Source organism: Rhodopseudomonas palustris HaA2 (genome assembly GCF_000013365.1).
Taxonomy (GTDB): Bacteria; Pseudomonadota; Alphaproteobacteria; order Rhizobiales; family Xanthobacteraceae; genus Rhodopseudomonas; species Rhodopseudomonas palustris_J.
In genome coordinates this window covers 4018601-4044781 of sequence record NC_007778.1, presented here as the reverse complement: position 1 = coordinate 4044781, position 26181 = coordinate 4018601, and the positions used below count along the sequence as shown (strand labels likewise).

Genomic DNA, 26181 nt, shown 5'->3' with positions numbered 1-26181 from the left:
GTCGATCAACTTTTGCAGCGTACCTAGTGCAGATGACGATGAAAGCGCACGAGAAAAGTCGATCGTCAAATGGCTAGCGGACCACGTTTGTCTCATCAGGCCGCTCGAAATGCATCCCTTAGTCGTGCTAATCTTGATTCTGCTACCGTCGCTCAAACCCCTCGGCCGGAAGTTTTGCTATGCCAATACCCACCAACTTTGACCCATCGAGTTCAGTTCTATTCCTCGGTTCGGGATTTAGCGCAAGTGGGACGGCAATCTATGGCGGACATCCACCGGCAGGAGACCAATTGTGCGACCTGTTGGCGGACGAACTGAAAGTGGCTCGCGGGAAATACGATTTGCAGGCGCTCGCAGACGCCTTTCGCAGGCGACCTGAGCTGAATATGTATCAATCACTGCGTCGGCTATTTACGATAAGCAATCTGAGCGTCGATCAGCGCGAAATTTTGAAGCTTCGCTGGCAACGAATTTATACGACGAACTACGATGATAGTGTAGAACTGGCGTTTCATGAGAACGGCATCAAGTCGCCTTCTTACAACTACGACGACCCGAAGCCCGCACGCGTTCCACGCGGTGCTGTGATTCACCTTCACGGTGTGATCAAGAAAGCCACCGAAGAGAATATTCACCAACAGCTCGTGCTCGGGCGGCAGTCCTATATAAGGCAATTCTTTGCGAAATCTCCTTGGTATGATGAATTCTTGCGAGACATAAGATTTTGCGAAGCCATTTTTTTTGTTGGCTACAGCCTTGCTGATCCACACGTCACAGCTCTTTTCGTTAATCCCGAGCAGTCCAAACTCCGGACTTATTTCGTGCTTCGACCGCCTCTGGACTCCCTATTGGTGGAGCACATCGAGGAGTATGGAGAAGCCCATCCGATAGAAACGAAAGGGTTTGCTCAGATATGTCGGTCGCTTAGCGCGCCACCGCCGCTTGCAGACCTAAATAATCTCCGAATTCTTCGTTGGATCGATCCATTCAAAGATCAAAAGACAGTAATTCAACCGACCTCGCTGGAGGTAATCAACTTAGTGGCCTTCGGTGCTTTTGACTCACAGCGTGCTTTATCAACTCTGCCCAATGGGAAGTATGTAATACCTCGCCAGAAGATGGCGCGGCGGGCTGTTCAGCAAGTGGTACAAAATCGCACGACGCTTCTTCATGGCCGCCTGGGAAATGGGAAATCTATATTCCTTTGGATACTCGCCTTTCATCTGATGGCTCTAGATTATCAATGTTTCCGATGCAGTGCCATGTCGCCAGCCATTGACCGCGAGGCTAAAGCGCTAGTGGATCATCCAAAAGTGGCGATTCTATTTGACAGTTATGATGTTGCGATTGATTCCGTCGATCGCCTGTATGAGCTTTTGCCGCACGCGCGATTTATAGTTTGCGTGCGGAGCGGCGTTCAGGACGTTAGGCTGCACGAAATTGCAACGCGGTTTCCGTCGTCGATTGCGCGCGTGAATCTCAATGAGTTTGATGCCGAAGATCGTTCGGACTTCATTGATCTCTTGGTGCCGGCCGGAGCTCTTAAGGACGATCTTGAAAATAGGATACGCAGTTGTGCCGACATCCGTGAAGTCGTTGCCACGATCTACGAGAACGAATTCATTCAGCGTCGGATTCGAGAATCGCTAGCTCCGCTGCGCTCTGATCGATCTGCTGCAGCGGTCACCATTCTGGGATTGCTGTTATCTTGGATCAATCAGACTGGTGATCCATCGTTATATCTTGAAGCGCTCGATGCGGACCCGCACACCACGCTTGCAAAATACCGAGAGGTCGCCATCGATATTTTTCGGCTTGACGATGATCAGATTCAAGCAAGATCGCCGGTGTTTTCGGATTACATTCTCCGTCGTCTTTTCTCGGTTGATGAGATATTCCCCGTTGTCGAGAAGGTATTGATCGCGGCCGTTCAGCGCAAAAAGGAAAGAAAATACCGTGCGATACTAAGTAATATAATGCGTTACTCAGCGCTCTTGAGCTTGTCCAAAGAGGCTCCCGATGGCGCGAACAAGATCATTGGTTTGTATGGCCGACTGCAGCGAGATGTCGGCATTCAAGAGGAGCCGCTGTTTTGGTTGCAGTACGCAATCGCTATGACTGAAGCGGATTCAGCCGAAATTGCGGAAGGTTTTCTTAGGACGGCGTACCGCAAGGCCGCCGAAGCTGGAGATTTTGCGACCTATCAGTTGGACACTTTTGCCCTTCGCCTGTATTTGAAGCTGGAGGAAAAGGCTGAAGTGGGTAGGTCTGTAAGCCGTATTAAGATGATTCTGTACTCGACTAAATTAGTTTCGGGAATGATTGGTGATCAAAACCATCGGGCTTATGCAGTAAGAGTCCTAGAGGGCTGGTTGCCGTTTGTCGCTTCAAGGGTTGCGGATCTCACCGGTTCGCAGAAAACGAAGTGCTTGGCTGCGGTGGACGATCTGTTGCATAAGATTTCGGGGCTGAGCGCTGCAGTTAGAGCGGAGACAGGATCTGACCAAGTTAAGTCCGACCTTGAAGCTGCTAAGCGAACGTTGCTGCTCGGAGCATAGTTGCAGGGTCGGCCTTGGGTCAATTGGCGATAAAGTGTCCTACCGAAACCGAGGTGTCGTCCGCTATTTGCTGAACGCAAAAGACGATTCAAATGATCGTGCAATTGACCATTGATCAATGGCTCACTCATGCCATTGCTCAACAACAGATAGCGAAATTCCTGCGAGCAGACGGTTGCCGTGCCTCAAAAGAGGCGGTCATCCGCAGTAGGTGATGTGCCCCCCTCAATAACTAATCTTCAGCGGCAATTTCCGCGCCTCCTCGATCAGCTGCCCGACTTCTTTCTCCGACGGCAGCGCGCGGACGAGTTTGCGTTTGAGGTTGGCTTCTTTCATGTTCTGCGCCAGCCGCGCCGGGTTGCGGTGGGTGAATTCGCGCAAGGTGTTGACGCCGGCGGCGCGCAGCAGTTCGGCCTTGGCCTTGCCCATGCCGGGGATGCGCATGCAGTCGGCGATGTTGGCCCATTCCAGCAATTGCTGTTCGCTGAGGCCGGTCTTGGCGGCCAGCGCCTTGCGGCCGCGCATGGTGCGGGCGGCTTCGAGCAGCGCTTCGGTGGTGCGGATGCCGGCGGATTTCAGCTTGCCGGCGGCGGCGACGGTGATGCCGTCGATCTGTGTGATGGGATATGTCATTGGACTCGAAACTGACGCGTCACGTGAATTGGCGAAGGCCCGGGGTCTCGGCGATGATCGTCTGCATCCGATCGGCGCCGATCTTCTCGCGGCCGATGTGAAACAGTTCGTGCGCGAGCTTCTTGATGTCGCCCATGCCGAGGCCGAGCCCCATCAGCCGCGCGCCCATCGCCATCACGCCGCCACCCATCAGACTCGCGCCCATCAGCCGGCCGAGGCCGCCGCGCGATTCGTTGGCGGATTCGATCGCGGCCTCGGCGCCGGGGATGGTGTCGATCAGGGCCTGAACGGGTTCTTGCGGACCCTCGTTGCGGAGAAAACCGAGGATGATGCCGACGCTCTTTCCGGCAACAGCTTTCTCCAGGCCGGCCTTGTCGGCCAGCCGCTCAATCAACTCGTCCATTACGCCCCCGCCGCCGGTTGTCCGCCGGATTGTACTTGTCGCATCATCCTGATCTTCCGCGTTCCGAAACACAAGCAACGCGCGCGGGGGAAGCCGCTGTTCCGCGGGATTCGATTCGCGAGTGTTGCATCGTTGCACGGCGGTGTTGCCCGACCGGCTCCTACCAAGAGATTAAGACCGGAGCGATTCGCGACGGCGGCGCGCGTGGCGCTGCGGCATTCGGTCGGCGCGAATGATCGTTGAACAGTCTGCGACGATATGCAGGATATGCGGCGCGACGAGCCGCCAACGGCTCGCTCGTCGATGCGCGGGGAAACGGCACGATGACGGCGAGCGAAACCGGTCCGGACGATAGCGACGGCAAGATCTTCATCGGCAAAGGCGAGCAGCCGGCCTGGCTGACGCTCGGCCTCGGCAATCGCCACGGCCTCGTCACCGGCGCCACCGGCACCGGCAAGACGGTGACGCTGCAGGTGATGGCCGAAGGTTTTGCGCGCGCCGGTGTGCCGGTGTTCGCCGCCGACATCAAGGGCGATCTCTCCGGCATCGCCGAAGTCGGCGAGGCCAAGGACTTCATCCTGAAGCGCGCCGCCGCGATGGGGCTGGCGTTCCAGCCCGATCAATTCAGCACGGTGTTCTGGGACGTGTTCGGCGAGCAGGGCCATCCGGTGCGCGCCACCGTCTCGGAGATGGGGCCGCTGCTGCTGTCGCGGATGCTCGATCTCAACGACGTCCAGGAGGGCGTGCTCAACGTCGCGTTCCGCGTCGCCGACGACATGGGCCTGCCGCTGGTCGACATGAAGGATCTGCGCGCGATGCTCGACGCGATCGCGCCGATCGCCGCCAAGGTCGCCGAGAACGGCGACGTCAATGCCGACATCCGCCAGGCCGCGGCGTCGCTCGGCAACGTCACCAAGCAGACCGTCGGCACCATCCAGCGGCAATTGCTGGTGCTGGAGAACCAGGGCGGCGCCAGCTTCTTCGGCGAACCGGCGCTGCAGCTCAAGGATTTCATCCGCACCGACGGCCAGGGCCGCGGCGTGGTCAACATCCTGACCGCCGACAAGCTGATGTCCAATCCGCGGCTGTACGCGACCTTCCTGCTGTGGATGCTGTCTGAACTGTTCGAGGAACTGCCCGAACTCGGCGACCCCGACAAGCCGAAGCTGGTGTTCTTCTTCGACGAGGCGCATCTGCTGTTTAACGACGCGCCGAAGCCGCTGATGGATAAAATTGAACAGGTCGTGCGATTGATCCGCTCAAAAGGCGTCGGCGTGTACTTCGTGACGCAGAATCCGATCGACGTGCCGGATCGCGTGCTGGCGCAGCTCGGCAATCGGGTGCAGCATGCGCTGCGCGCCTTCACGCCGCGCGACCAGAAGGCGGTGGCGGCGGCGGCGGAGACGTTCCGGCCCAATCCGAAGCTCGACACCACGAAGGCGATCACCGAGCTCGGCAAGGGCGAGGCGCTGGTGTCGTTCCTCGAAGGCAACGGCACGCCGGCGATGGTCGAGCGGGTGATGATCCGCCCGCCGTCGGCGCGGATCGGCACGATCACGCCGGAGGAACGCGCCGCGATCATCAAGGCGAGCCCGATGAAGGGCAAATACGACACCGCGATCGATTCGGAATCGGCTTACGAGAAGTTGCGCGACCGCATCGAAGGCAAGAATGCCGGGGCCGAAGCCGCGCCGGGCGAGGGCGGGCTGCTCGGCCAGCTCGGCAGCATCGTCTCCACCGTGTTCGGCACCAACACGCCGCGCGGCAAGCTCACCACCGGGCAGGTGGTGGCGCGCGGCGTCGCCCGCACCGTCGCCACCACGGTGGTCGGCGGCATCGCCGCGCAGCTCGGCAAGAAGGTCGGCGGCGCGATGGGCAGCTCGGTCGGCCGCTCGATCGTGCGCGGCACGCTGGGCGGCCTGCTGCGGCGGTGAACTCACACCAAGGAAAACAGATGCCCACCAACTCGCAGACCCAGGCCGCGCTCGCGCGCGCCGATGCCGATTTCGACGCCGCGCTGGCGCGGCTGTTCGCGCTGTTGCGGATCAAGTCGATCTCGGCCGATCCGGCCTACGCGGCGGACTGCAGGGCGGCGGCCGAACATCTGTGCGCCGACATCGCTTCGCTCGGCTTCGACGCCGAGGTGCGCGAGACGGCGGGGCATCCGGCGATCGTCGCGAAAGCGAAAGGCAACACCGGCGCGCGGCCGCACGCGCTGTTCTACGGCCATTACGACGTGCAGCCGGTCGATCCGCTGGAACTGTGGCATCGGCCGCCGTTCGAGCCGGTGGTGACCGATCACGCCGACGGCCGCAAGATCATCGTCGCGCGCGGCGCGCAGGACGACAAGGGCCAGCTCTCGACCTTCGTCGAGGCCTGCCGCGCCTGGAAGGCCGCGACCGGCGAACTGCCGATCGACCTCACCATCGTGATCGAGGGTGAAGAAGAAGTCGGCTCGAAGAATTTCGTGGCGTTCCTCGAGGCCAACAAGCAGGATCTCGCCGCCGATTTCGCGCTGGTGTGCGACACCGGGATGTGGGACCCGAACACGCCGGCGATCACCACCGCGCTGCGCGGGCTGGTCTATGAGGAAGTGAAGATCAAGGCCGCCAACCGCGACCTGCATTCCGGCATCTATGGCGGCGGCGCGCAGAATCCGATCCGGGTGCTGACGCGGATTCTCGGCGGGCTGCACGACGAGCACGGCCGCATCACCATTCCGGGCTTCTACGACGGCGTGAAGGATCTGCCGCCGGAGATCCTCGACCAATGGAAGGGGCTGGGGCTGACGGCCGAGACGTTCCTGAAGCCGATCGGGCTGTCGCTGCCGGCCGGCGAGGACGATCGCCTCTTGATCGAGCAGATCTCGTCGCGGCCGACCTGCGACATCAACGGCATCGTCGGCGGCTACACCGGCGAGGGCTCCAAGACGGTGATCGCGGCGGAGGCCTCGGCGAAGGTCTCGTTCCGGATCGTCGAAGGCCAGGACCCGGCGAAGATCCGCGACGCGTTCCGCGCCTATGTCACCGCGCGGCTGCCGGGCGATTGCAGCGCCGAATTCCTCGACCACTCCAACGCGCCGGCGATCGCGCTTCCCTGGACGATGAAGCCGCTGGCGGCGGCGAAGCAGGCGCTGACCGAAGAATGGGGCAAGGAGGCGCTGCTGATCGGCTCCGGCGCCTCGATTCCCATCGTGGCGGATTTCAAGCGCACGCTCGGCGTCGACACGCTGCTGGTCGGCTTCGGGCTCGACGACGACAACATCCATTCGCCCAACGAGAAGTACGACCTCAACAGTTTCCAGAAGGGCATCCGCTCCTGGGTGCGGATTCTCGGCGCGCTGGCTGTGGCCAAAACGTAAATCCCTCCTGCGGCACGATGTCACCTCGCTTTGCGCGAGTCACCATTCGCCGAGGGTCGGCGCGCGCGCAATCGTCGAAGGCTTCTAATATCGCGGCGAAAAGTTCCCGCGCGCGCCGCGGTGGAACCGGCGGTGGCCGCGCGCGTCCGCGCATATATTTCCTCATCAATCGTTGCGGATGCACGTCGCCGACGGTGGCGACGTCGCAGCGTCGCCGTCGCGTGGATTCGTTCTAATCTCGCCACACGCTTCGCGGGCAGGTGCAGGCCTGCGCGCAAGTGTAAAGTCATTCTAAGTCGCGTCGGTTGTCTCACCATCCTGCTTCCCCTAGTCACGGCTCGACTACGTGAACTGGGGGCGTCAGGTGAGTTACTTCAAGAACAACAAGAATCGTTGGTGTGTCGGCGTGGCGACGAGCGTCGTGTCGATGTGCCTGACTGGTGCGGGGATCTCGGAAGGCCGCGCACAGAGCACGGAACCGCGGGTGCTGCCGCCGGTGTCGGTCGATGCGCCGCAACAGCGCGCACGCACCACCCGCGTCACGCCGCAGCGCGCCGCTGCGCCGCGCGCCGCGCGGGTGACGCCGCGGCAGACCGCCGAGCGGCCGCCGGCCCCGGTGGCGCCGCCGACCATGGGCACCACGCGCACGATCGGCGCGCCGGCCCCGGCCTATGCGGGCGGGCAGGTGGCGCAGGGCGGCACGCTCGGCCTGCTCGGCGCGACCAGCGTGATGAACACGCCGTTCTCGACGGTCAACTACACCTCGGAGTTGATCGAGAACCAGCAGGCGCGCACCGCCGCCGACACGCTGATCAACGATGCGTCGGTGCGCACCACCACCGGCGCCAACGGCTTCGACGACACCTTCCAGATCCGCGGCTTTCCTGTCGCCGCCACCGACGTCGGCCTCAACGGCCTTTACGGGCTCGCGTCGTCGCAGCGCGTGCCGGCGCAGATCATCGAGCGGATCGAGCTCTTGAAGGGTCCCGGCGCGCTGATCAACGGCATCGCGCCGGGCAACAGCATCGGCGGCGGCATCAACATCGTCACCAAGCGCGCCAGCGAGACCGATTTCTCGCGGCTGACGCCGTTCTTCATGAGCGCGGCCAGCTACGGCCTGCATCTGGAGACCAGCCGGCGCTTCGGCGCCAACAAGGAATGGGGCGTCCGCTTCAACGGCGTCGGCCGCAACGGCGAGGCCTCGATCGACGACGGAAATTTCCGCAGCGGCCTCGGCGCGCTGGCGATCGACTATCGCGGTGAGCGGTTCCGCTGGACCCTCGACGCGTTCTCGCAGAACGACGACACCGACAATTTCCGTCCGCAGGTCAGCCTGTCGTCGATCGGCAACGTCATTCCGGCGGCGCCGGACGCGCGCAGCAACTGGTACCCCGGCACGAAGTTGCGGCAGAAGGACAACACCATCGCGACCGCGGCGGAATACGACCTGACCGACTGGCTGACCGCCTATGCCGGCGTCGGCTATCGCGAGGGCTCGAACTATCAGACCTTCCCGTCCTCGGCGACGGCGGTCGACGCGCTCGGCAACTTCACGGTGCAGAACAACTATTACGATTCCTACAGCAAGACGGTGAGCGGCAATGTCGGGTTGCGCTCGCAGTTCGACACCGGCTTCATCCGCCACAAGTTGAACTTCGTCTACACCGGCTATCAGCAGGAGTACGGCTACGCCTATATCATCGGCAACAGGGCGGCGTCGAACATCTACAATCCGTCGCCGCTGCCGAGCATCACGCTGCCACGGACCGCGCCGCAGCACTCGGCCGACACCACGCTGCAGAGCGCCGCGGTGGTCGACACGATGTCGTTCCTGAACGATACCATTCTGCTGACCGCTGGTGTCCGCCAGCAGAACGTCAAGCAGGACAGCTTCAGCATCACGACGGGCGCGCTCACCAGCGGCTACGACGCCAGCGCGACGTCGCCGCTCGCCGGCATCGTCGTCAAGCCGTGGCACAACGTGTCGCTCTACGCCAACTACGCCGAAGGTCTCAGCCAGGGCACGATCGTCACCGGCACCTATGCCAACACCGGCACGGTGCTGGCGCCGTACAAGTCGAAGCAGCAGGAAGCCGGCATCAAGGTCGACTGGGGGCTGATCACCACCACCGCGGCGGTGTTCCAGATCACCCGTCCGAGCCTGATCACGACGGCCGCGAACGAGCGGCTCTACGACGGCGAGCAGCGCAACCGCGGCGTCGAGCTGAACGCCTACGGCCTGATCCTGCCGAACCTGCGCGGCATGGTCAGCGCGACCTTCGTCAAGCCCGAGCTGACCAATCCCAGCGATCAGACCCAGCGCGGCAACGACGCCGCCGGCGTGCCGGACAAGACGTTCTCGGCCGGTCTCGACTGGGATACGCCGTGGGTGCAGGGCCTCTCGCTCAACGGCCGCGTGATCTACACCGGCAGCTCCTATCTCACCACCGCCAACACGGTGAAGTTCCCGGACTGGACCCGGCTCGATATCGGCGCGCGCTACGCCACCACCGCGCTCACCGGCAAGCCCGTCACCTTCCGATTCAACATCGAGAACGTCACCGGCGAGAACTACTGGCTCACCACCGGCACCTACGTGACCGTCGGCGCGCCGCGCACCTACATCCTCTCCGCGGCGTTCGATTTCTGATCGGACGTCCCGAGTTCACCTCTCCCCGCGCGCGGGGTGGACGATCGCATTTGAGCACCACCCTCCCCTGGAGGGGGAGGGTCGCTCGCGAAGCGAGCGGGGTGGGGTGGCGAAGAGTTCATCCGCCGTGCTCGCTGCTCACCCCACCCCGTCGTGCAGCGCGCTTTGCGCGCTACCCGCCGACCCTCCCCCTCCAGGGGAGGGTGAAGAGAGCTCCGGCGCAATAGAGATGCAACGAACCCTGAAGGTAACCGCCATGAACAAGCTTTCGATCGCCCTCGTTGCGCTGCTCGGCGCGATGAATTCCGCGCAGGCGCATCAGATCTGGATCGAGCAGGCCGACGGGCAGAACGCGGTGGTGCGGTTCGGCGAGTTCGGCGACAATCTGCGCGAAGTCTCGCCGGGCCTGCTCGACAAGTTCAGCAAGCCGACCGCGACGCTGATCTCCGCCAAGGGCGAGCAGACCGTCGACGCCACCAAGACCGCGACCGGCTTCACGCTGCCGTTCGCCGCCAAGGCCGGCGACAGCATCGTCGCGCAGGATGCCAACTACCCGCTCTACACCTGGAAGCAGCCCGACAAGGAGGTCCGCAACTGGTTTCATCCGGCCGCGCGCCTGATCACCGGCTTCGCCGCGCTGCCGCCCAAGCTGCCGCTCGACCTCGTGCCCACCGGCAAGACCGGCGAATTCAAGCTGGTGTTCAAGGATCAGCCGAAGCCGAAGACCAAGGTGACGCTGACGACGCAATCCGGCTGGGCCAAGGAAGCGCACACCGACGCGCAGGGGCAGGTGAGTTTCGAGATGCCGTGGAAGGGCGTCTACGTCGTCGAGGTCAGCTACACGGATCGCACGCCGGGCGAACGCGCCGGCGAGAAGTTCGACGCCGTGGTCTATGGCACCACGCTGACCTTCATGCAGGCCGACGGCCTGCCGCCGATCCCCGCGGGCCCGGCGGCGACGCCGACCGCGCCGAAATGACGGCGCTGCGGCGGGCGCGGGTGATCGGCCCGCTGGTCTCGCGAATCGTCGCGGCGTTGCTCGGCGGCTATGCGCTGGCGGCGCTGTTCAGCGTCGCCGTGCTGGCGCTGCCGCTCAGCAAGCCGCAGGCGGTGCTGACCGGTCAGCTCGCCAGCTTCGCGATCTGCACCGGCGTGGTGATCTGGGTGTTCGCGGTGCGCAGCGCGCTGAAAGCCTGGATCGGCCTGCTCATCGTCGCCGCGGCGCTGGCGCCGCTGGCGTGGTCTGTCTGACGAAGGACACGCCGTGAAGCCGCAGAATGATCAGCGCGTGGCGGGACGGGGCATCCGGCAGAGCATGTCCGGCCTGCACACCTGGGCCGGGCTGCTGCTCGGCTGGGTGCTGTATGCGATGTTCCTCACCGGAACGGTGTCGTTCTTCAAGGAGGAGCTGTCGCAATGGATGCGGCCGGAGCAGCCGCGTCTGACCCAGCCGCTCGATCCAGCGGTGGTGGCGCAGCGCGTCGCCGACGAGATCGGCGCGATCGCGCCGGGCGCGACGCAGTGGAGCATCAAGCTTCCCGACGGACGCAGCAACACCGTCTACGCGTTCTGGCGGCTTCCCGGCGGCGGACCGGGCGCGCGGGGGTTCGGACAGGATCTGTTCGATCCGGTGACCGGCCATCGCGTCGCGGCGCGCCTCACGCTCGGCGGCGACTTCTTCTATCGCTTTCATTTCCAGTTCTACTACATGTCGCCGTTCTGGGGACGGCTGCTCGCCGGTCTCGCGGCGATGGCCATGCTGGTGGCGATCGTCGCCGGCGTGATCACCCACAAGAAGATCTTCACCGACTTCTTCACCTTCCGCTGGGGCAAGGGCCAGCGCTCCTGGCTCGACGCGCACAACGCGCTGTCGGTGTTCGGGCTGCCGTTCCATGTGATGATCACCTACACCGGTCTGGTGACGCTGATGGCGCTGTACGTGCCGTGGGGCGAGCGGGCCGCCATCAAGACGCCGGCCGAGCGCCAGCAGCTCAGCGCCGAACTCAATGCCTTCGCCCAGGCCGGCAAGCCGAGCGGCGAGACCGTGCCGCTGGCGTCGATCGAGGCGATGGTCCGGCAGGCGCAGCAGCGCTGGGGGACGACCGATGCGGGGCGCGTCAACGCCACCAATCCGGGCGACGCGACGGCCCGCATCGCGGTCACCCGCGGTGATGCCGGGCGCGTGTCGATGAGCCCGGACTACATCGAATTCGACGGCGTCACCGGGAAACTGCTCGCCGTGCACGATCGCGTCGGCGCCGCTGCCGAGACCCGCGGCGTGCTGTATGCGCTGCATCTCGGCCGCTTCAGCGACATCGCGACGCGCTGGCTGTATTTCCTGGTCAGCCTGATGGGCACCGCGATGGTCGGCACCGGGCTGGTGCTGTGGATCGTCAAGCGGCGGGCGAAGCTGCCCGATCCGGAGCGGCCGTATTTCGGCTTCCGTCTGGTCGAGCGGCTGAACATCGCCAGCATCGCCGGGCTGTCGATCGCGATGACGGCGTTCCTGTGGGGCAACCGGCTGCTGCCGGTCGCGATGGCGGAGCGGCCGTTCTGGGAAATCCATGTCTTCTTCATCGTCTGGGGGCTGACGCTGCTGCACGCGCTGCTGCGGCCGGCCAAGGCGGCGTGGCGCGAGCAGCTCTGGACGGCGGCGGCGCTGCTGGCGCTGGTCCCCGTGCTCAACGCGGTGACGACGCAGCGGCCGCTGTGGCGCAGCCTGGCCGAGGGCGACTGGGAGTTCGCCGGAATCGAGCTGATGTGCTGGGCACTGGCGGCGCTGCACGCCGTGCTGGCGATCCGCACGGCGCGGCAACCGGCCGGCGCGGCGGCGGGGCGCAAGGCCGAGCGGCGATCGCCGATCGGCACCGCCGCCGGCGAGACCGCGCCATGATGCACGCGCTCGCCTTCACGCTGTGCCTCATCGGCTTCGCCGCGCTGGCGCTGGCGACGCGCCGGCAGCAGCACGACGTGATCGGCCGCTCGCTGCCGCGCGGCCCGGTGCGCGGGCTGCGCATCGTCGGCACCATCGCGCTGCTGCTGGCGCTGGGATGGCTGGTCGCCCGGCAGGGTTTCGGGCTGGGGCTGGTGATGTTCAGCGGCCATACCACGATGGCGGCGGCCGTGGTGTATGGCGCGCTGATCGCGCGCGTGCGGATGGCGGGACGGACCGCGCGGCGCCGATAGAGCGTTTCATCAATTGATTGAAGCATGCGGCCTTCTCTTCAGAGTCGTCATCCTGAGGTGCGCGCGTAGCGCGCCTCGAAGGATGCGGCAAAGCTGCCTGCGGCCCATCCTTCGAGGCCCGCCGCGCCGCGCACAGCGCGGCCCAGCGGGCACCTCAGGATGACGGCGGCAGCCGGGTCTGACTCCATCGAAAGCAAAGTTGCTCCAGCCGCAGTACTGCTCGAGTGCTGTTACTTGACCAGGTCGTCGAGCAGCCGCAGCACGTCCTTGGATGCGTCGCCGACGCATTCGATCTCGGCGATCGCGCCGGCGAGGTCGCCCGACTGGAACAGCCGCGCGGCCTTCTTGCCGTGATCGTGCACCAGCGCGTGCGGTTTCTCCAGCGCCCGGAAGGCCGGGGCGTTGCGCGACTGCAGCGAGCCGTCGCCGTAGTACCATTTGCCGAGCCGGCAGGAATGGTGGTCGGTGAGTTCGTCGGCGTTGAGCTTGGCGCGGCCCACCGCCATGTCGCAGAGCTTCTTCTTCCAGGTGATGTGATCGGCCTTGGCGAGGCGCTCGATCAGACCGTCGAACGTCATGCGCGACAGTTCCGACAATTCGCTATCGACCAGCGACTGCACGTGATCGAGCTGGTCGGAGATGTCGCCGACCTGGCCGACGCTGTTCTTGGTCATCTCGGCGATCGCCGAAATGCCGGTCGCGATCTCGCGCGAGGCTTCGGATTGCTGATTGAGGATGGTGGCGATCTCCGACATGCCGTCGGTGACGCCGGTGACGCGCCGGGACACGCCGGCCATCGCTTCGCCCAGCGTGTTGACCACCTCGCGGCTTTCGACCGCGGCGCCGGTGCAGTCCGCCATCGCGGCGACGATCGTGGCGATGTCCTCGCGCAGCCGGTCGATCCGGCTGCGGATGTCGACGGTCGCGTTCGAGGTCTGCTGCGACAGGCTCTTGACCTCGGTGGCGACCACGGCGAAGCCGCGGCCGGCCTCGCCGGCGCGCGCCGCCTCGATGGTGGCGTTGAGCGCCAGCAGGTTGGTCTGCCGGGCGATGGCGTCGATCGACCCGACGATGCTGCCGATCGCTTCGGAGGCTTCGCTGAGCGCGGTGATCTTCGCCGAGGCCAGCTCGGCGGTGGTGCTGACCCGCCCCATCGCGGCGGAGGCCGAGTTCGCCGTCGTCATGCCGCGATCAGCGCTGATCTGCATCTCGGTCGCTTCGGTCGCAGCGGCCTGGGCGGTGGCGCGGATCTGGCCGATCGACGCCACCATCTCCTCGCTCGCGCTCGCCAGCGCCTGGGTGCGCTGGTCGATCTCGCGGGTCGACGACAGCAAATAAGCGGACGACATCGCCGTCTCGCTGCCCTGGATGCTGAGGTCGACCATGCGGTCGAGATTGCGGGAGGCGTTGCCCGACAGCCGCTGCAACAGCGCGCCGACCGCCTGCGACAGCGGATCGTCGCCCGCCGGCAGCACGACCTCGTAATCGCCTTCGGCGATCCGGCGCAGACAGGCGGCGATCGCGTCGTCGCGGGCTCGTATGTTTACCAGGTCAGCGGCCGGTGTCGCCGCGCCGGTCGAGGTTTCGTCGCTGCCGTCGCGCAACGCCTTGCGTGCAACCGATAGAATCGACATGGGACCTCGCATCGGGGTGCATCGAATTCGTCCGCACAATGAATCGCACGTGTTAATTGTTAGTTGGGAAGCGCGCGCGCTCGGCGCGAATACCGGTGATACGCGTCGAATTTGTCCCGACGCAAAAACGCCGCCCGGAATTGGGCGGCGTTTGTCGTCGATCGCGTAGAGGGGTGTGACTTAAGTCTACATCGGCCGCGGCGGGTTTTCAACCGCTCCGCGCGTTCTCAGTTGCGATAGCTCGGGTCGATGCGGTCGAGCTTGCGCAGCAGCGGCGGCCAGACCAGCTTGGTGGAGCGCAGCTCCATCGCGTCCTGGTTGGCGATCAGATTGTGGTTCTTGTCGATCACCACGTTCTCGACCGGATAGGCGGTCGGGCCCAGCATCCTTGTGCGGACCTGCATCGTGCAGGCGCGCTCGAGGTGGTACATCCGCTCGAAGGCGGAGGCGACCGAACGGCCCACCGTCAGTGTGCCGTGATTGCGCAGCAGCATGTGGTTCTTCTTGCCGAGGTCGCGCTGCAGCCGCGGGCGCTCGTCGTGATCCAGCGCGACGCCTTCGTAGTCGTGATAGGCGAGGTCGCCGGTGACGAAATGCGCGGTCTGGTTCAGCGGCAGCAGGCCCTCCTGACAGCTCGCCACCGCGGTGCCGTCCGGCGTATGCAGATGCATCACGCAGCCGGCGTCCTCGCGGACTTCGTGGACCGCCGAATGGATGGTGAAGCCGGCCGGGTTGATCTTGTACTGGCTCTGGGTGAGCTGGTTGCCGTCGAGGTCGACCTTGACCAGGCTCGACGCCGTGATCTCGTCGAACATCAGGCCGTAGGGATTGATCAGGAAGTGATGCTCCGGCCCGGGCACCCGCGCCGAAATGTGGGTGTCGACCAGATCGTCCCAGCCGTAATAGGCGACGAGGCGATAGCAGGCGGCGAGATTGACCCGCTGCTCCCATTCGGCCTCGGTCATATCCGACGGGACTTCTCTCAGGCGTGCTTCCGCTGGCGACATGGCGTTCCCTCTGATTGCGCGTTGCTGTTGCTCGATGGCGCGATGATTGGGGCTGAGGTTAGTCGTGCGAATGCGTCGCAGCAAGTCGCAGCACGCGCAGCAGTCATGATCTGGCGGCGCTCGCGGACCGGGCGGGGCAGGGCGCGGGCCGCGATCGGCGTGCTCGCAATCGGCGAAATGGCCCCGAATCCACGCCCAACAAGTTGTTTGCAAAGCGGAACGGCGATTGCCGTTGCGGATCATATGACGTTATCGTGCCGCAGGCGGCCGCCGCGCGAGCAGCGGCGGACGGGAGTTTGGGATGATTTTTCTACTGGTGGCCGGAATTGGCTTCCTGTTGGCCGGGCTGATCTCGATCGGATTCGGCGTTCCGGTGAAGGAATTCAGCTTCGGCAATACCCTGATCATGTCGGGCGTCGTCGGTGGCTGCACCGGCGCGATTCTGCTCGGCCTGCATGTGGTCGTTCGCGAACTCCGCGCGATGGGCGCGCTCACCGAGGACGTCGTGGATCGGGTTCCGGTCGAGCGGGCGCCGCCGAAGCCACGGCCGGTGTTCCCGCCGCCACCGGCCGCGCCCGACACCCAGGATGGCCCGCTGTTTCCCGGCGACCGGCCCGAGCCGGCGCCATCCGCCGGGCCGCCGGATGCGGGTCCGGCTCCCGGGTCGATGCCGTGGCAGGACGAAGCCGCCACCCGCGACCGCCTGCGGTCGCGGCTACGCGAACCGACCGCGCCGCCGCCAGCGCCTGCGGCTCCCGAGGACGAGCCGGCGCCGAAAAAGCGCAATCTGCTGTTCTCCAGTTCGCGCAAGGAACGCGAACGCGACGCTGCCAAATCGACCGCCAAATCGGCTGCCGAATCTGCCGCCGCGGAGGAGGGCGACGGTGCCGCCCGCGCGCCTGCCGCCGATCCAGCGTTCCCGCCGCGCACTTTCGAGGAGGCCTGGCCGGAATCCGAACGGCCGCGCGGTGACGTCGGTCCGCGCCGCAACCGGCCTGCGCCCGGCGGCGAGGACGGACGCGAGCCGTCCGCCGCGGCACCAGAGCGCCCGGCCCTGCTGGAGCGCTCGCCGCCGCCGCGCAGCGAGGAGATGACCGAGGTGACGGTGCTGAAGTCGGGCGTCGTCGACGGCATGGCCTATTCGCTGTATTCCGACGGCTCGATCGAGGCGCAGATGCCCGAAGGCATGATGCGATTCGCCTCGATCGACGAGTTGCGCGAGCATCTCGATCAGCGCGCTTGAGCTTTTGGTCTACCTTGCCGCGACTGAACGGCGCGAAATAGAGTTCTGTATTGGCAAGTCATTGTTGCGTTTTGCACGCGGCCTGCCGAACATCGCCGAGCAACCGAGATTCGACGGGCGTGGCGCGCGGAACCTCCGCCGCCGGCCTTCAGCCGATTGGACGATCCTTCCATGAGCGACGCCGCGGGCAAGAGCCTGATCGAACTGACCGCGACCATCGTGTCGGCCTATGTCAGCAACAATCCGACGCCGGCGGGCGAGGTCCCGAGCCTGCTCGGGCAGGTGCACGCCGCCCTGCAGCGGCTGTCGAGCGGCCGCGCCGAAGCGCCGGCGCTGGAGCCGGCCAAGCCGGCGGTTCCGCTGAAGAAGTCGATGACGCCGGAATATCTGATCTGCCTCGAGGACGGCAAACGCTTCAAATCGCTGAAGCGGCATCTGCGCACCCAGTACAAGATGACCCCCGAGCAATATCGCGAGAAATGGGGCCTGCCGTCGGACTACCCGATGGTCGCGCCGAATTACGCGGTCGAGCGCTCGCAACTCGCCAAGAAGATGGGCCTCGGCCAGCAGCGCCGCCGGCGCAGCAAGTAGGCGGGTGAGGGGCTCTGCCCCACCCTCCCCTGGAGGGGGAGGGTCGCTCGCTCAGCGAGCGGGGTGGGGTGGCGAAGAGTTCATCCGCCGTGCCCGCTTCTCACCCCACCCCGCCAAACATCGCTGCGCGATGTTCGTCGACCCTCCCCCTCCAGGGGAGGGTCAAGAAGCATGGGCTTGCCCAATGAGGAAAAAAGTCCGATAATTCCCCCCAAGGGGATTGCGACTCCGGCCATGTGAGAATATATTCCTTTTGTGGATGTTCTCAGAAAGGCCGGCACCATGGTGATTGCAATTCCTCGGCGCAGCTCCGCCTTCATCTCTGGTCTGTACGCGACCGCCCCGGCGGGGTCGCGACGCGCGGGAGCGGCACGATGAAGCGCCGCGGTCGCCAGGCCAGCACCCGCGAGGCCGCGAAGGCCGAGATCGACGCGTTTCGCGCCCAGCATCTGTCGTTGGCGGAGCGTCAGATCATGACCGCCGACGGCGTCGCCCGCGTCACCATCGACGACGGCGAAAGCCCGCTGGCGTGGCTGGCGCGGCGCAAGGGCCGCGACGGCCGCAGCCTGATCAGCCATCATCAGTTCGCCGCCGGCGAGCGGCTGCGCGCCGACTTCACCCGGGGCAACCTGACGCCGCGGGTGACCTCGCACTGGGGGGCGCCGACCGGGCGCGGCGGCGGGGCCGGCGAGATGACCGATCTGGTGGTGGCATCGCGCCAGCGTGTGCAGCATGCGGTCGAGGCCTGCGGGCCGGAGTTTTCCGGCATCCTGCTCGACGTCTGCTGCTTTCTGCGCGGGTTGGAGGACGTCGAGCGCGAACGCGGCTGGCCGGCGCGCTCCGCCAAGGTGGTGCTGCAACTCGCGCTCGACCGCCTGGCGAGGCACTACGGCCTGGCGCCGCCGTCCGGGACGGCCCGTCCGAAGCTGCGCAGCTGGCTCGCCGAGGGCGCCGAGTTCGTGGTGGGGTAGCTGCGACTCTCGAGCACTTCATCGAATGATTGAAGCAACGCGGTATTCTCGCGTGCAGAGTCGTCATCCTGAGGTGCGAGCGCAGCGAGCCTCGAAGGATGCGGCCAAGGCGCTTGCGGCTCATCCTTCGAGGCCCGCTGGGCCGCGCATGGCGCGGCCCAGCGGGCACCTCAGGATGACGGCGGTGATTCCATCAAAACCAGAGCTGCTCTAGCAAGACACAGCCTCATGGTGAGGAGGCGCGCAGCGCCGTCTCGAACCATGCGCCGCCGGCACTGCGTCGCCCCATCCTTCGAGACGCCCGGCTTCGCCGGGCTCCTCAGGATGAGGAATCAGTGCTTGCGCTATCGTCTCGATACCAGTTTCGATAACGGCTGTGCCGATCACGCGGACACAGCGCACATGGATTCCGGGCTCGCCGCTGCGCGGCGCCCCGGAATGACGCGTTCGAATCAGCTCGACGCGGCCAGGGTCGCGTGGGCGTCGGCTTTGATGCGCTCGATCATCGAGCGCAGGCCGTTGGAGCGCTGCGGCGTCAGGTGCTCGCGGAAGCCGAGTTCGTCGAACACCGCGATCGGCTCGGCGGCGAGGATCTGCTGCGGCGTACGGCCGGACACCAGCGTCAGCAGGATCGCGATCAGCCCGCGCACGATGTGGGCGTCGCTGTCGCCGAGATAGTTGAGCACCGGCTGGTTGTCGGCGTTGTGCGTCAGCCGGCGCGACAGCCAGACCTGGCTGGCGCAGCCATTGACCTTGTTGGCGGTGGAGTGCTCGTCCTCCGGCATCGGATCGAGCGTGCGGCCGAGTTCGATCACGTAGCGGTAGCGATCGTCCCAATCGTCCAGCAGCGCGAAATTGTCTCTGATTTCGTCGATCGTCATCATGACCCGTATCTGCTCGTCGCGGCCCGCGGCGGAACCTAGTCGTACAGATATAGGGTATTGCAGGCGCTCGAAAGCGATATCGGCGACCCTCGTCTGAAAGTCGGAGCGCGGCGTCAGTTCGCGGCGCTGTCCTCGCCGGGCGGATGCCATTCGACCTGCAGATCGGCGGGGCTCAGCGTGTCGCGCGGCGCGGTGCCGAGCGCGACGTCGGCGTCACCGCCATCGATCGATCCGGTCTCGTCGCTCGAGCGCTTTTCGATAATCAGCCTGTAGACCTTGCGCGCGCCTTCCTGCGCGCGATGGCCGATCACGCTGGCGGCGTGTTCTCCGACCTCGCAGGCCGCGGGCTGGCGCTTGCAGAACTGGCTGAAATCCGACACCGCGGCGCTCGCGGCCGACACCGCATCGGAGGCGCCGACCTGCGGCAGCTTTTCCGATTCCGGCGTCTGCTCGCGCGGCAGCAGCACCAGAACCAGCCCCAGCCAGAACGTCAATCGAAGCAGGAAAAACATCTCGCGACCCCGTCGTCCAAGTCCCGTTGCGATTGTCCTCGCAATCGAAGCCTTGCGTAGCTTCAGCCGATGAACTCCGAGTGTTTCGGTTACTTACAATTCGAGGAAAAACCGTAAAATCCAAACGGCGAGACGATTCGGCGTAAATATTCGATTGATGGAACACGGCTTTCGAAACCGTGCGCTCCGCGCGTCCACCAATTCGAAACCATATCGCGACCGAATTCGAAACGATGCATTCACCATCCGTGCCGAATGCGGCGACGAACGCGGCGCAAATCCGGCGACGCCGCGCGCTGTTCGAACGCCTTAGCTTTCGTTTAAGGTCGCTCTGACACGTTGGGCGCCAACCAGAAACGGGGGCGCTACCTCCCGTCACGAGCGACAGCGAGCGCGGACAGCGTGGCACTATCCAGAATCATCGGCGAGAGACTCGACGCTTTGCTGCACCCGTCGGCGCGTTACGACGCGCTCGCGAGTGCGCGGCATCGCGCCTTCATCGCGCCGCGGCTGTTCGGCAGCCTCGCGGCGTTCGCCGCGTTTCCGATCTATCTGGCGATGCGCGGCGCGCCGACCGCGCTCGAGGCGCTGGCGTTCGCCTGGCTGATCGCGCCGATCCTGCTGTCGTGGTTCCTGTCGCGCACCGGCCGCTACGAGAGCGCGCATGTGCTGTCGTCGCTGTCGCTGACCGGCCTGATCCTGGTGATCGCGACGCTCACCGGCGGCATCACCTCCTTCGCCGCGATCTGGCTGATCCTGGTGCCGCTCGAGGCCGCGTTGTCGGCGTCGCGCCGCGTCGTCGCTTTCGCCGCGATGCTGGCGCTCGGCGCCGCCGCCGTGCTGATCGCGATCGGCCAGCTCGGCTGGCTGCCCGCGGCGCCCGCCGGCGACGTGTCGCACGGCGCGCTGATGGCGGTCAGCGTCGCATCGGCGACGCTGTACGCGGCCGGTCTCGCGTTCGGATCGGAATCGCTGACGCGCACCAGCGACACGCTGCTCAGCGTCGAGGAAGAGCGCTACCGGCTGCTCGCCCGGCACATGAGCGACGTGATTTCGCGCCACGGCCGCAACGGCGCGGTGCAGTTCATTTCGCCGGCGGTCGAAGCGCTGATCGGCGTGCCTGCGTCGGCTCTGTCCGGGCACGGCCTGTTCGACCGCGTCCATGTCGCCGATCGCCCGGCCTATCTCAAGGCGCTGTCGGACGCCGGCCGCGGCGGCGAAGCGCGCAGCGTCGAGTTCCGCGTCCGCCGCGAAGTCGCGCGCGACGATCGCGGCCGGCCGAGCGCGGCGGAATTCATCTGGCTGGAGATGCGCTGCCGGCCGTTCGAAACCGGGGTCGTGAGCGCGGCGGGCGAGGCCGACGTGGTCGCGGTGATGCGCGACGTCACCGACCGCAAGCAGCAGGAACAGGCGCTGGAGGAGGCGCGCGCCGAGGCCGGCCGCGCCGACGCCACCAAGAGCCGCTTCCTCGCCACCATGAGCCACGAGCTGCGCACGCCGCTGAATGCGGTGATCGGCTTCTCCGACATGATCCTGCACGAGGACGAGCTGATGCTCGCGCCGGAGCGTCGCAAGGAATACGCGCAGTTGATCAATGATTCCGGCCAGCATCTGCTGTCGGTGGTCAACGGCATCCTCGATATGTCGAAGATCGAGTCCGGCCATTTCGAGATCGCGCCGGAGCCGTTCGCGCCGCGGCCGGCGCTGCTGAATTGCTGCAACCTGCTGGCGCTGAAAGCGCGCGAGAACGGCATCGACCTGGTGACGCGCGCGCCGGAAAACCTGCCGGAGATCGTCGGCGATCCGCGCGCGTTCAAGCAGATCCTGCTCAATCTGGTGTCGAACGCGATCAAGTTCACCGAGCGCGGCGGCACCGTGTCGGTCGACGCGATGGTGGAAGGCGCGCGGCTGGTGCTGCGGGTCAGCGACACCGGCGTCGGAATCGCGGCCGAGGATCTGAAGCGGATCGGCGATCCGTTCTTCCAGGCCGGCACCACCTATCAGCGCCGCCACGAAGGCACCGGCCTCGGCCTGTCGATCGTCAAGAGCCTCGTCGGAATGCACGGCGGCGACATCGAGGTGAAAAGCGAGGTTGATCGGGGGACGACCGTCACGGTATCGCTGCCGCTGGCGCAGCCGGCGCTGACCAACGTCACGCCGCTCGCGCCGCCGCAACCGACAGAGCCGCAACGGCCGGACTATCAGGTGAAGAAGAGTGCGTAAGACCCGGAAGGACGACGACGCGCCGCGGCGAGGCCGGGGCGCCGCTGCAGCGGCCGTCGCGGACAGCGACGAGCGGGGGCTGGCGATGCGTCTGCTGACGCACAGCCCGCGCGACGTCGTCGCCGCGATGTTCGCGACCGCCGCGGTGATCGCCATCGTCTCCAACGCGATGTTCATGCAGGCGGGGCATCACCCGTCGCCGATGTTCGGCCGCACCCCGGCCGCGTCGTCGTCGGTGTCGGTGGTGACGCTGCCGCGTCCGCGCCCGGCGGCCGAATTGCGCGCCGACACCCGGACGCTCGACGCGGCGCTGCTCGAGCCGACCGCGATCGGCGTGAAAGCCGCCGATCCCAAGCCGGCCGAGTCCAGAGCCGCCGAGGCGAAGCCGGCCGAGCCGAGGCATATCGAGATCCGGCCGGCGGACAGCAAACGTGCCGAGCCGCAGGCGCGGGTTCGGACCGCCAATGCCGACCCGAGCGATCCGCTCGGCAATCTGCTGCGCAACAACACCGCACCGTCCGCCGCGCCCGGCGTGCCGCGTCCGCCGGCCGGGATTCCGACCGCGTCACGCGATCCGGTCGGCGACATGATCACCTCGTCGCGGCGTATCGCGTCGGTGCAGCGCGCGCTGACCGACTACGGCTACGGACAGCTCAAGCCGACCGGCACCGTCGGTTCGGACACCCAGGCGGCGATCCAGCGCTTCGAACGCGCCCGCCGCCTGCCGGTCACCGGGCAGATCTCGGACCGGCTGATCCGCGAGCTCGGCGTGGTGACGGGCCGGCCGATCGAGTAGCCGGGTCTGGCTTTGCGGCGGCCGGCGGCCTACACCTCCCGCCATGAGACTCAAGAGTTCAATCTGGGTGTCGGCCTATCTGCGCCGCTGCCAGTCCGAGGGCGTGTTCGGCGCGGTGAGCCGGCGCGGCGCCGAGGAGGCGGGCGCGGTGTTCGTCAAAGTGGTGCTGCCCGACCGCACCGCGATGTTGTACGCGCCGGCGCCGCAGACCGCCTATGACGACGACCGGCCGTTCGAGCGCGTGTTCGCCCCGGTGTCGGCGGAGCCGCAGCCCGAGAGCGCGGTGGACGAACGGCTCGCCCGGGAAATCCGGTTCGATCCCGACATCTGGATCGTCGAGACCGAAGACCGCGCCGGGCGGCACTTCCTCGATCTGGCCAAAACGGGCTGATCGGTTATCGCAGGACTTTCTATCTCGACTTGGTAAGCGTCATCCTGAGGTGCTGCAAAGGTCCGTGGACGGACCTTTGCAGCCTCGAAGGATGGCCGCATGGACTCGCCGCTCCATCCTTCGAGGCTCGCTGCGCTCGCACCTCAGGATGACGTCCTTCGAGGCTCGGTCGCTCGCACCCCGGATCCAGTCCGGGGCAGGCTCTCAGGATGACGTCCCGGAAACAGGTCGCGATCGATGGCCGCTGCTACTAGCGATCGGTGCCGGTGCGCGACGGCAGCGCGGAGCCGGGCTGCACCGCGGGGCGGCCGCTGTGTGGCGTCGCGGCGCGGGCGCGATGGCGTTCGTCGTCGTACAGCGCGGCGCGATATTTCGCCCGCGTCGTCGCCACGGTGGCGCCGCGCCATGCCGCCAGCATGATCAGCGCGGTGCGCTCCTCGAGCCGATCGTACAGCCGCGACAGCCGGTAGACGCGGTCGACCGAGGCGCCGAGCTCGGGATCGAGAAACATCAGCACCTGCTCGAACACCGGCCCGGGCATGCCCAGCGCCTTCATCGCGCAGGCCAGCGCTTCGCCGCCCTGGTCCGACACCACGCGCTCGGCGGCGCCGGTCGACAGGATCAGCGCGTCGCCGAGTTCACGGGTGAAGTTCTCGACATCCGCCGCATAGGCCGCCATGTGCAGCGTCGCGATCGCGCGCGCGGCGCGGTGCGGTGCGACGCGCGCCGCCGGGCGCAACGGCGCGTCGGCGAGATTGTGCAGGATCAGCGCGCGCTCGCGCGTGGCCGCGGCGAAGAACATCTGGTCGAGCTGGGCGGCATCGTCGGGCTGCATCGGCAGGCTCGACGCGCGCTGCTCGGCCTCGGTCGGCGGCCGCTGCGGCCGGGTCGGGGGCTCGGCCCCCGCGGGCGCGATGGTTTCGGCCTGCGGCACGCGCTGTTCGCTCGACGTGCGCAACGACAGCCGCATCGCGATCGCCGGCGGCGTGTGCGGATAGATCGACAGCCGCGCGCGCACCGCCGCGCGGGTCGCGTCGTCGACCTCGTCGATCAGTCGCGAGGTGAGTTCGACGAACTGCTGCTCCTCTTCGCGGGTGTGCGAGGCGCTTTGCACATACAGGTCAGTCAGCACCCGCAGCAGCGTCGGACGGATGTCGACGCCCTCGCGATGCGAGAGCGCCATCAGGCCGTCGAAACCGGGAAAGGGGGGCTGCTGGGTCATGGCGTCGCGAAGCTGGACAACTCCGCCGAAACTAGCGTGCCGAGTTTAATGGGGCGTTAAGTAAAAGGCTTCGTTAAGAGGCCGACGCGAGCCGGACGCCGAAAGCGCAGCGGTGATGCCGCTGCGCTCGCCGGTCGGGGACGACGATTACTTGACGGTGCGGATCACGCTGGCGATCGGCCGCGCATTGCTCGCGGTCGGCTGCGCCGGGGCGACCTGCGCGTCGTATTCCGGCAGCGTCGCGATCTTGTCCTTGGCGGTGATGAACACGATCCTGTAGCCGCCGGCCTTGAGCTGCGACAGCAATTCCGGCAGCGCTTCGGCGGTGCTCTTCTGGAAATCGTGCATCAACAGGATGCCCTTGCCGGTCTTCTTCAGCTTGGCCATCGTGCCGGCGATCAGTTGGTCCGGCTTGTGAATGCGGAAATCCTCGCTGTCGACGTCGATCGAGAACGCCGCGACGTTGCGCTCGCCGAGATACGCCTTGAGGTCCGCGGTCTGCCGGAGCTGCGGGAAGCGGAAGAACGGCGAGATCGGCTGACCGGCGGCGAGCGCCACGCCGCTGATGCCTTTCTCGATCTCGGTCTTGGCCTCGGCGAACGGCTTGCCGGCGAGATTGACGTGCGACCAGGTGTGCGAGCCGACGGTGTGGCCGGCGGCGATCACCTGCTTGAGGATCGCCGGATGCCAGCTCGCATGTTTGCCGATCGGGAAGAACACCGCCTTGACGCATTCCGCCGCCAGCGCGGCGAGCACGGCGGGCGTGTTCACCGGCCACGGGCCGTCGTCGAAGGTCAGGGCGACTTCGCCGGGCTGCAGAAAGTCGTAGTCGCGATATTGCGACATGCCGAGGCCCGGGCCGCCGGTGGTGTCGATCTCGACGGTGCGCGAGATGCCGAGCGCGTTGGGATTGCGGCAGGCCTGCTGCATCGGGGCCGGGGCGGGCGCGGGGGCCGGCGCTGCCGCGGGCTCGCGGGCGACGACCGGCTCGACCTTCGGCGCCGGCGCTTTGGAGGTTTCGGCGGTCGGCGCCGGCCAGCGCGACGCGATCGCGCCGGTGGTGAGTTCGGTGGAGGCCGCGGCCGTCGCCGGGGCGCTGGGCGCGGAGAAATAAGCGCGGCCGGCGCCGAGGCCGACCAGAACCGCCAGGGCGCTGCACCCGGCCGTCAACATTGCAACTCTACGCATACCCAACTCCCGAACCGGATCACCGCCAACCGCGATCAACTTGCTCGGAAAATGATTAACCCCGGGTTGTTACGCCGAGTCAGCGCCGCGATTTCGTTCGTTTGCGGAGGGGCTTCTTCGCCTTGGCGCGCTGCGAGCGCGCGGCCGGCTTCTGCCGCACCGCCGGTCGCTCGGACACGTCGGGTGTGCGGGCCGAGGCGAAGGACTGGCGCAGCCCGTCGAGATTGCTGCCGATTTCGCCGACCTGCTCGGTCAGCTTTCTGGTTTCGGCGCGCTGCGCGGCGACCATCTGCTGCAGCGCGTGCAACTGATCCTGCACCGCCTGCAATTGGTCGATCGACTCCTGCTGCGACATCGCCAGACCGTTGGTCTTCTCCATGATCTGTTCGGAGGTCTGCACCACCCGGGCCTGGACCTGGCGGCCGACCACGGCGGCGCGTTCGGTTTCGGGTGTCATGCCGGTCGCCACCCGCCACAGCAGGATGGCGCCGATGCCCGACACGATGAGCACCAGGGCAGCCGCCGCGAACGCGATCGGCTGCGCGCCGATCGTCGCCATCGCGCGCGATCGGAAGTCCGACGGAGGAATCACGGTCATGGACGATCAAGCCTCGCGTCCGTGTGAAGTTCCCCACCCACCCTCGATGAAATAGCACTTCGCCAGCACGGGTTGCAACTGCCGATCGCTGCGCCATTAACAGTGCATTAACCATAACCCGACTTAATCA

23 protein-coding genes are annotated in these 26181 nt (G+C 66.0%); 14 read left to right on the top strand and 9 right to left on the bottom strand.

The window, feature by feature from the left end; genetic code table 11:
- Positions 1–290 precede the first annotated feature (290 nt).
- The gene (locus RPB_RS24270) at positions 291–2558 is read left to right on the top strand and encodes an SIR2 family protein (protein ID WP_198135126.1); all 2268 of its coding nucleotides are present in this window, start codon (positions 291–293) and stop codon (positions 2556–2558) included.
- A gap of 225 nt (positions 2559–2783) precedes the next feature.
- Here RPB_RS24270 and RPB_RS17820 read toward each other — a convergent pair whose 3' ends face one another.
- Positions 2784–3191: a DUF4332 domain-containing protein gene (locus RPB_RS17820; protein ID WP_011442410.1), complete on the bottom strand. Its 408-nt coding sequence runs from the start codon at positions 3189–3191 to the stop codon at positions 2784–2786.
- Positions 3192–3210: 19 nt separating this feature from the next.
- Positions 3211–3594 carry a hypothetical protein gene (locus RPB_RS17815; protein ID WP_011442409.1) on the bottom strand — a complete coding sequence of 128 codons (384 nt, stop codon included), beginning with the start codon at positions 3592–3594 and terminating at the stop codon, positions 3211–3213.
- A gap of 323 nt (positions 3595–3917) precedes the next feature.
- On the opposite strand from RPB_RS17815, the gene RPB_RS17810 reads away from it, so the two are divergent.
- The 7 genes from RPB_RS17810 to RPB_RS17780 all read left to right on the top strand — a co-directional run bounded on the left by RPB_RS17810 (position 3918) and on the right by RPB_RS17780 (position 12791).
- Positions 3918–5528, top strand: a complete 1611-nt coding sequence (locus RPB_RS17810; RefSeq protein ID WP_011442408.1) for a helicase HerA-like domain-containing protein — start codon at positions 3918–3920, stop codon at positions 5526–5528.
- A gap of 20 nt (positions 5529–5548) precedes the next feature.
- Positions 5549–6955, top strand: a complete 1407-nt coding sequence (locus RPB_RS17805) for a M20/M25/M40 family metallo-hydrolase (RefSeq protein WP_011442407.1) — start codon at positions 5549–5551, stop codon at positions 6953–6955.
- Between the two features lie 364 nt (positions 6956–7319).
- Positions 7320–9605, top strand: coding sequence for a TonB-dependent receptor (locus RPB_RS17800; protein ID WP_011442406.1), 2286 nt, complete (start codon positions 7320–7322; stop codon positions 9603–9605).
- A 256-nt stretch (positions 9606–9861) separates the two neighbouring features.
- A complete protein-coding gene (locus RPB_RS17795) occupies positions 9862–10584 on the top strand; it encodes a DUF4198 domain-containing protein (RefSeq protein ID WP_011442405.1) in 723 nt (240 codons plus the stop codon).
- On the top strand, positions 10581–10856 hold the full coding sequence (locus RPB_RS17790) for a DUF3649 domain-containing protein (protein WP_011442404.1): 276 nt from the start codon (positions 10581–10583) through the stop codon (positions 10854–10856). Before RPB_RS17795 ends, RPB_RS17790 begins: the two co-directional genes overlap by 4 nt.
- A gap of 64 nt (positions 10857–10920) precedes the next feature.
- Positions 10921–12498, top strand: a complete 1578-nt coding sequence (locus tag RPB_RS17785) for a PepSY-associated TM helix domain-containing protein (protein ID WP_049824704.1) — start codon at positions 10921–10923, stop codon at positions 12496–12498.
- Complete coding sequence (locus tag RPB_RS17780; protein ID WP_011442402.1) at positions 12495–12791, top strand: DUF3325 domain-containing protein; 297 nt, start codon at positions 12495–12497, stop codon at positions 12789–12791. The genes RPB_RS17785 and RPB_RS17780 overlap by 4 nt, the downstream gene beginning before the upstream one ends.
- Before the next feature lie 230 nt (positions 12792–13021).
- On the opposite strand, the gene RPB_RS17775 is transcribed toward RPB_RS17780, so the two are convergent.
- On the bottom strand, positions 13022–14425 hold the full coding sequence (locus tag RPB_RS17775; RefSeq protein ID WP_157038859.1) for a methyl-accepting chemotaxis protein: 1404 nt from the start codon (positions 14423–14425) through the stop codon (positions 13022–13024).
- Positions 14426–14652: 227 nt separating this feature from the next.
- Positions 14653–15432, bottom strand: a complete 780-nt coding sequence (locus tag RPB_RS17770) for a class II aldolase/adducin family protein (protein ID WP_011442400.1) — start codon at positions 15430–15432, stop codon at positions 14653–14655.
- A 301-nt stretch (positions 15433–15733) separates the two neighbouring features.
- Between RPB_RS17770 and RPB_RS17765 the strand changes: the two genes are divergently transcribed.
- The 3 genes from RPB_RS17765 (at position 15734) to RPB_RS17755 (ending at position 18237) form a co-directional block, all read left to right on the top strand.
- Positions 15734–16675: a hypothetical protein gene (locus tag RPB_RS17765; RefSeq protein ID WP_011442399.1), complete on the top strand. Its 942-nt coding sequence runs from the start codon at positions 15734–15736 to the stop codon at positions 16673–16675.
- Between the two features lie 171 nt (positions 16676–16846).
- The gene (locus RPB_RS17760) at positions 16847–17266 is read left to right on the top strand and encodes a MucR family transcriptional regulator (protein WP_011442398.1); all 420 of its coding nucleotides are present in this window, start codon (positions 16847–16849) and stop codon (positions 17264–17266) included.
- 374 nt (positions 17267–17640) lie between these two features.
- Positions 17641–18237, top strand: a complete 597-nt coding sequence (locus tag RPB_RS17755) for a DUF6456 domain-containing protein (RefSeq protein ID WP_011442397.1) — start codon at positions 17641–17643, stop codon at positions 18235–18237.
- Between the two features lie 452 nt (positions 18238–18689).
- Here the strand turns inward: RPB_RS17755 and RPB_RS17750 are convergent, their stop codons facing one another.
- Positions 18690–19118: a SufE family protein gene (locus tag RPB_RS17750; protein WP_011442396.1), complete on the bottom strand. Its 429-nt coding sequence runs from the start codon at positions 19116–19118 to the stop codon at positions 18690–18692.
- 116 nt (positions 19119–19234) lie between these two features.
- On the bottom strand, positions 19235–19633 hold the full coding sequence (locus tag RPB_RS17745) for a DUF5330 domain-containing protein (protein ID WP_011442395.1): 399 nt from the start codon (positions 19631–19633) through the stop codon (positions 19235–19237).
- 402 nt (positions 19634–20035) lie between these two features.
- On the opposite strand from RPB_RS17745, the gene RPB_RS17740 reads away from it, so the two are divergent.
- From RPB_RS17740 to RPB_RS17730, 3 genes are read left to right on the top strand one after another with little or no spacing between them, the layout of a single operon-like run.
- Positions 20036–21856, top strand: coding sequence for a sensor histidine kinase (locus RPB_RS17740; RefSeq protein ID WP_041798325.1), 1821 nt, complete (start codon positions 20036–20038; stop codon positions 21854–21856).
- The gene (locus tag RPB_RS17735; RefSeq protein ID WP_011442393.1) at positions 21849–22652 is read left to right on the top strand and encodes a peptidoglycan-binding domain-containing protein; all 804 of its coding nucleotides are present in this window, start codon (positions 21849–21851) and stop codon (positions 22650–22652) included. Before RPB_RS17740 ends, RPB_RS17735 begins: the two co-directional genes overlap by 8 nt.
- A gap of 43 nt (positions 22653–22695) precedes the next feature.
- Positions 22696–23043 carry a DUF1491 family protein gene (locus RPB_RS17730; RefSeq protein WP_011442392.1) on the top strand — a complete coding sequence of 116 codons (348 nt, stop codon included), beginning with the start codon at positions 22696–22698 and terminating at the stop codon, positions 23041–23043.
- Positions 23044–23293: 250 nt separating this feature from the next.
- On the opposite strand, the gene RPB_RS17725 is transcribed toward RPB_RS17730, so the two are convergent.
- The 3 genes from RPB_RS17725 to RPB_RS17715 form a co-directional block, all read right to left on the bottom strand.
- On the bottom strand, positions 23294–24265 hold the full coding sequence (locus RPB_RS17725) for a DUF2336 domain-containing protein (protein ID WP_011442391.1): 972 nt from the start codon (positions 24263–24265) through the stop codon (positions 23294–23296).
- 147 nt (positions 24266–24412) lie between these two features.
- Complete coding sequence (locus RPB_RS17720; RefSeq protein ID WP_011442390.1) at positions 24413–25453, bottom strand: polysaccharide deacetylase family protein; 1041 nt, start codon at positions 25451–25453, stop codon at positions 24413–24415.
- A 79-nt stretch (positions 25454–25532) separates the two neighbouring features.
- Entirely contained in the window at positions 25533–26051 is a 519-nt protein-coding gene (locus RPB_RS17715) for a hypothetical protein (RefSeq protein WP_011442389.1), read from the bottom strand.
- Positions 26052–26181 lie beyond the last annotated feature (130 nt).

What these genes read in the sequence shown, in the direction of transcription:
- RPB_RS17820 (WP_011442410.1), bottom strand. Translation starts at nt 3,191, where the DNA reads ATGACATATCCCATCACACAGATCGACGGCATCACCGTCGCCGCCGCC.
- RPB_RS17815 (WP_011442409.1), bottom strand. Translation starts at nt 3,594, where the DNA reads ATGGACGAGTTGATTGAGCGGCTGGCCGACAAGGCCGGCCTGGAGAAA.
- RPB_RS17810 (WP_011442408.1), top strand. Translation starts at nt 3,918, where the DNA reads ATGACGGCGAGCGAAACCGGTCCGGACGATAGCGACGGCAAGATCTTC.
- RPB_RS17805 (WP_011442407.1), top strand. Translation starts at nt 5,549, where the DNA reads ATGCCCACCAACTCGCAGACCCAGGCCGCGCTCGCGCGCGCCGATGCC.
- RPB_RS17795 (WP_011442405.1), top strand. Translation starts at nt 9,862, where the DNA reads ATGAACAAGCTTTCGATCGCCCTCGTTGCGCTGCTCGGCGCGATGAAT.
- RPB_RS17790 (WP_011442404.1), top strand. Translation starts at nt 10,581, where the DNA reads ATGACGGCGCTGCGGCGGGCGCGGGTGATCGGCCCGCTGGTCTCGCGA.
- RPB_RS17785 (WP_049824704.1), top strand. Translation starts at nt 10,921, where the DNA reads ATGTCCGGCCTGCACACCTGGGCCGGGCTGCTGCTCGGCTGGGTGCTG.
- RPB_RS17780 (WP_011442402.1), top strand. Translation starts at nt 12,495, where the DNA reads ATGATGCACGCGCTCGCCTTCACGCTGTGCCTCATCGGCTTCGCCGCG.
- RPB_RS17775 (WP_157038859.1), bottom strand. Translation starts at nt 14,425, where the DNA reads ATGTCGATTCTATCGGTTGCACGCAAGGCGTTGCGCGACGGCAGCGAC.
- RPB_RS17770 (WP_011442400.1), bottom strand. Translation starts at nt 15,432, where the DNA reads ATGTCGCCAGCGGAAGCACGCCTGAGAGAAGTCCCGTCGGATATGACC.
- RPB_RS17765 (WP_011442399.1), top strand. Translation starts at nt 15,734, where the DNA reads ATGATTTTTCTACTGGTGGCCGGAATTGGCTTCCTGTTGGCCGGGCTG.
- RPB_RS17760 (WP_011442398.1), top strand. Translation starts at nt 16,847, where the DNA reads ATGAGCGACGCCGCGGGCAAGAGCCTGATCGAACTGACCGCGACCATC.
- RPB_RS17755 (WP_011442397.1), top strand. Translation starts at nt 17,641, where the DNA reads ATGAAGCGCCGCGGTCGCCAGGCCAGCACCCGCGAGGCCGCGAAGGCC.
- RPB_RS17750 (WP_011442396.1), bottom strand. Translation starts at nt 19,118, where the DNA reads ATGACGATCGACGAAATCAGAGACAATTTCGCGCTGCTGGACGATTGG.
- RPB_RS17745 (WP_011442395.1), bottom strand. Translation starts at nt 19,633, where the DNA reads ATGTTTTTCCTGCTTCGATTGACGTTCTGGCTGGGGCTGGTTCTGGTG.
- RPB_RS17730 (WP_011442392.1), top strand. Translation starts at nt 22,696, where the DNA reads ATGAGACTCAAGAGTTCAATCTGGGTGTCGGCCTATCTGCGCCGCTGC.
- RPB_RS17725 (WP_011442391.1), bottom strand. Translation starts at nt 24,265, where the DNA reads ATGACCCAGCAGCCCCCCTTTCCCGGTTTCGACGGCCTGATGGCGCTC.
- RPB_RS17720 (WP_011442390.1), bottom strand. Translation starts at nt 25,453, where the DNA reads ATGCGTAGAGTTGCAATGTTGACGGCCGGGTGCAGCGCCCTGGCGGTT.
- RPB_RS17715 (WP_011442389.1), bottom strand. Translation starts at nt 26,051, where the DNA reads ATGACCGTGATTCCTCCGTCGGACTTCCGATCGCGCGCGATGGCGACG.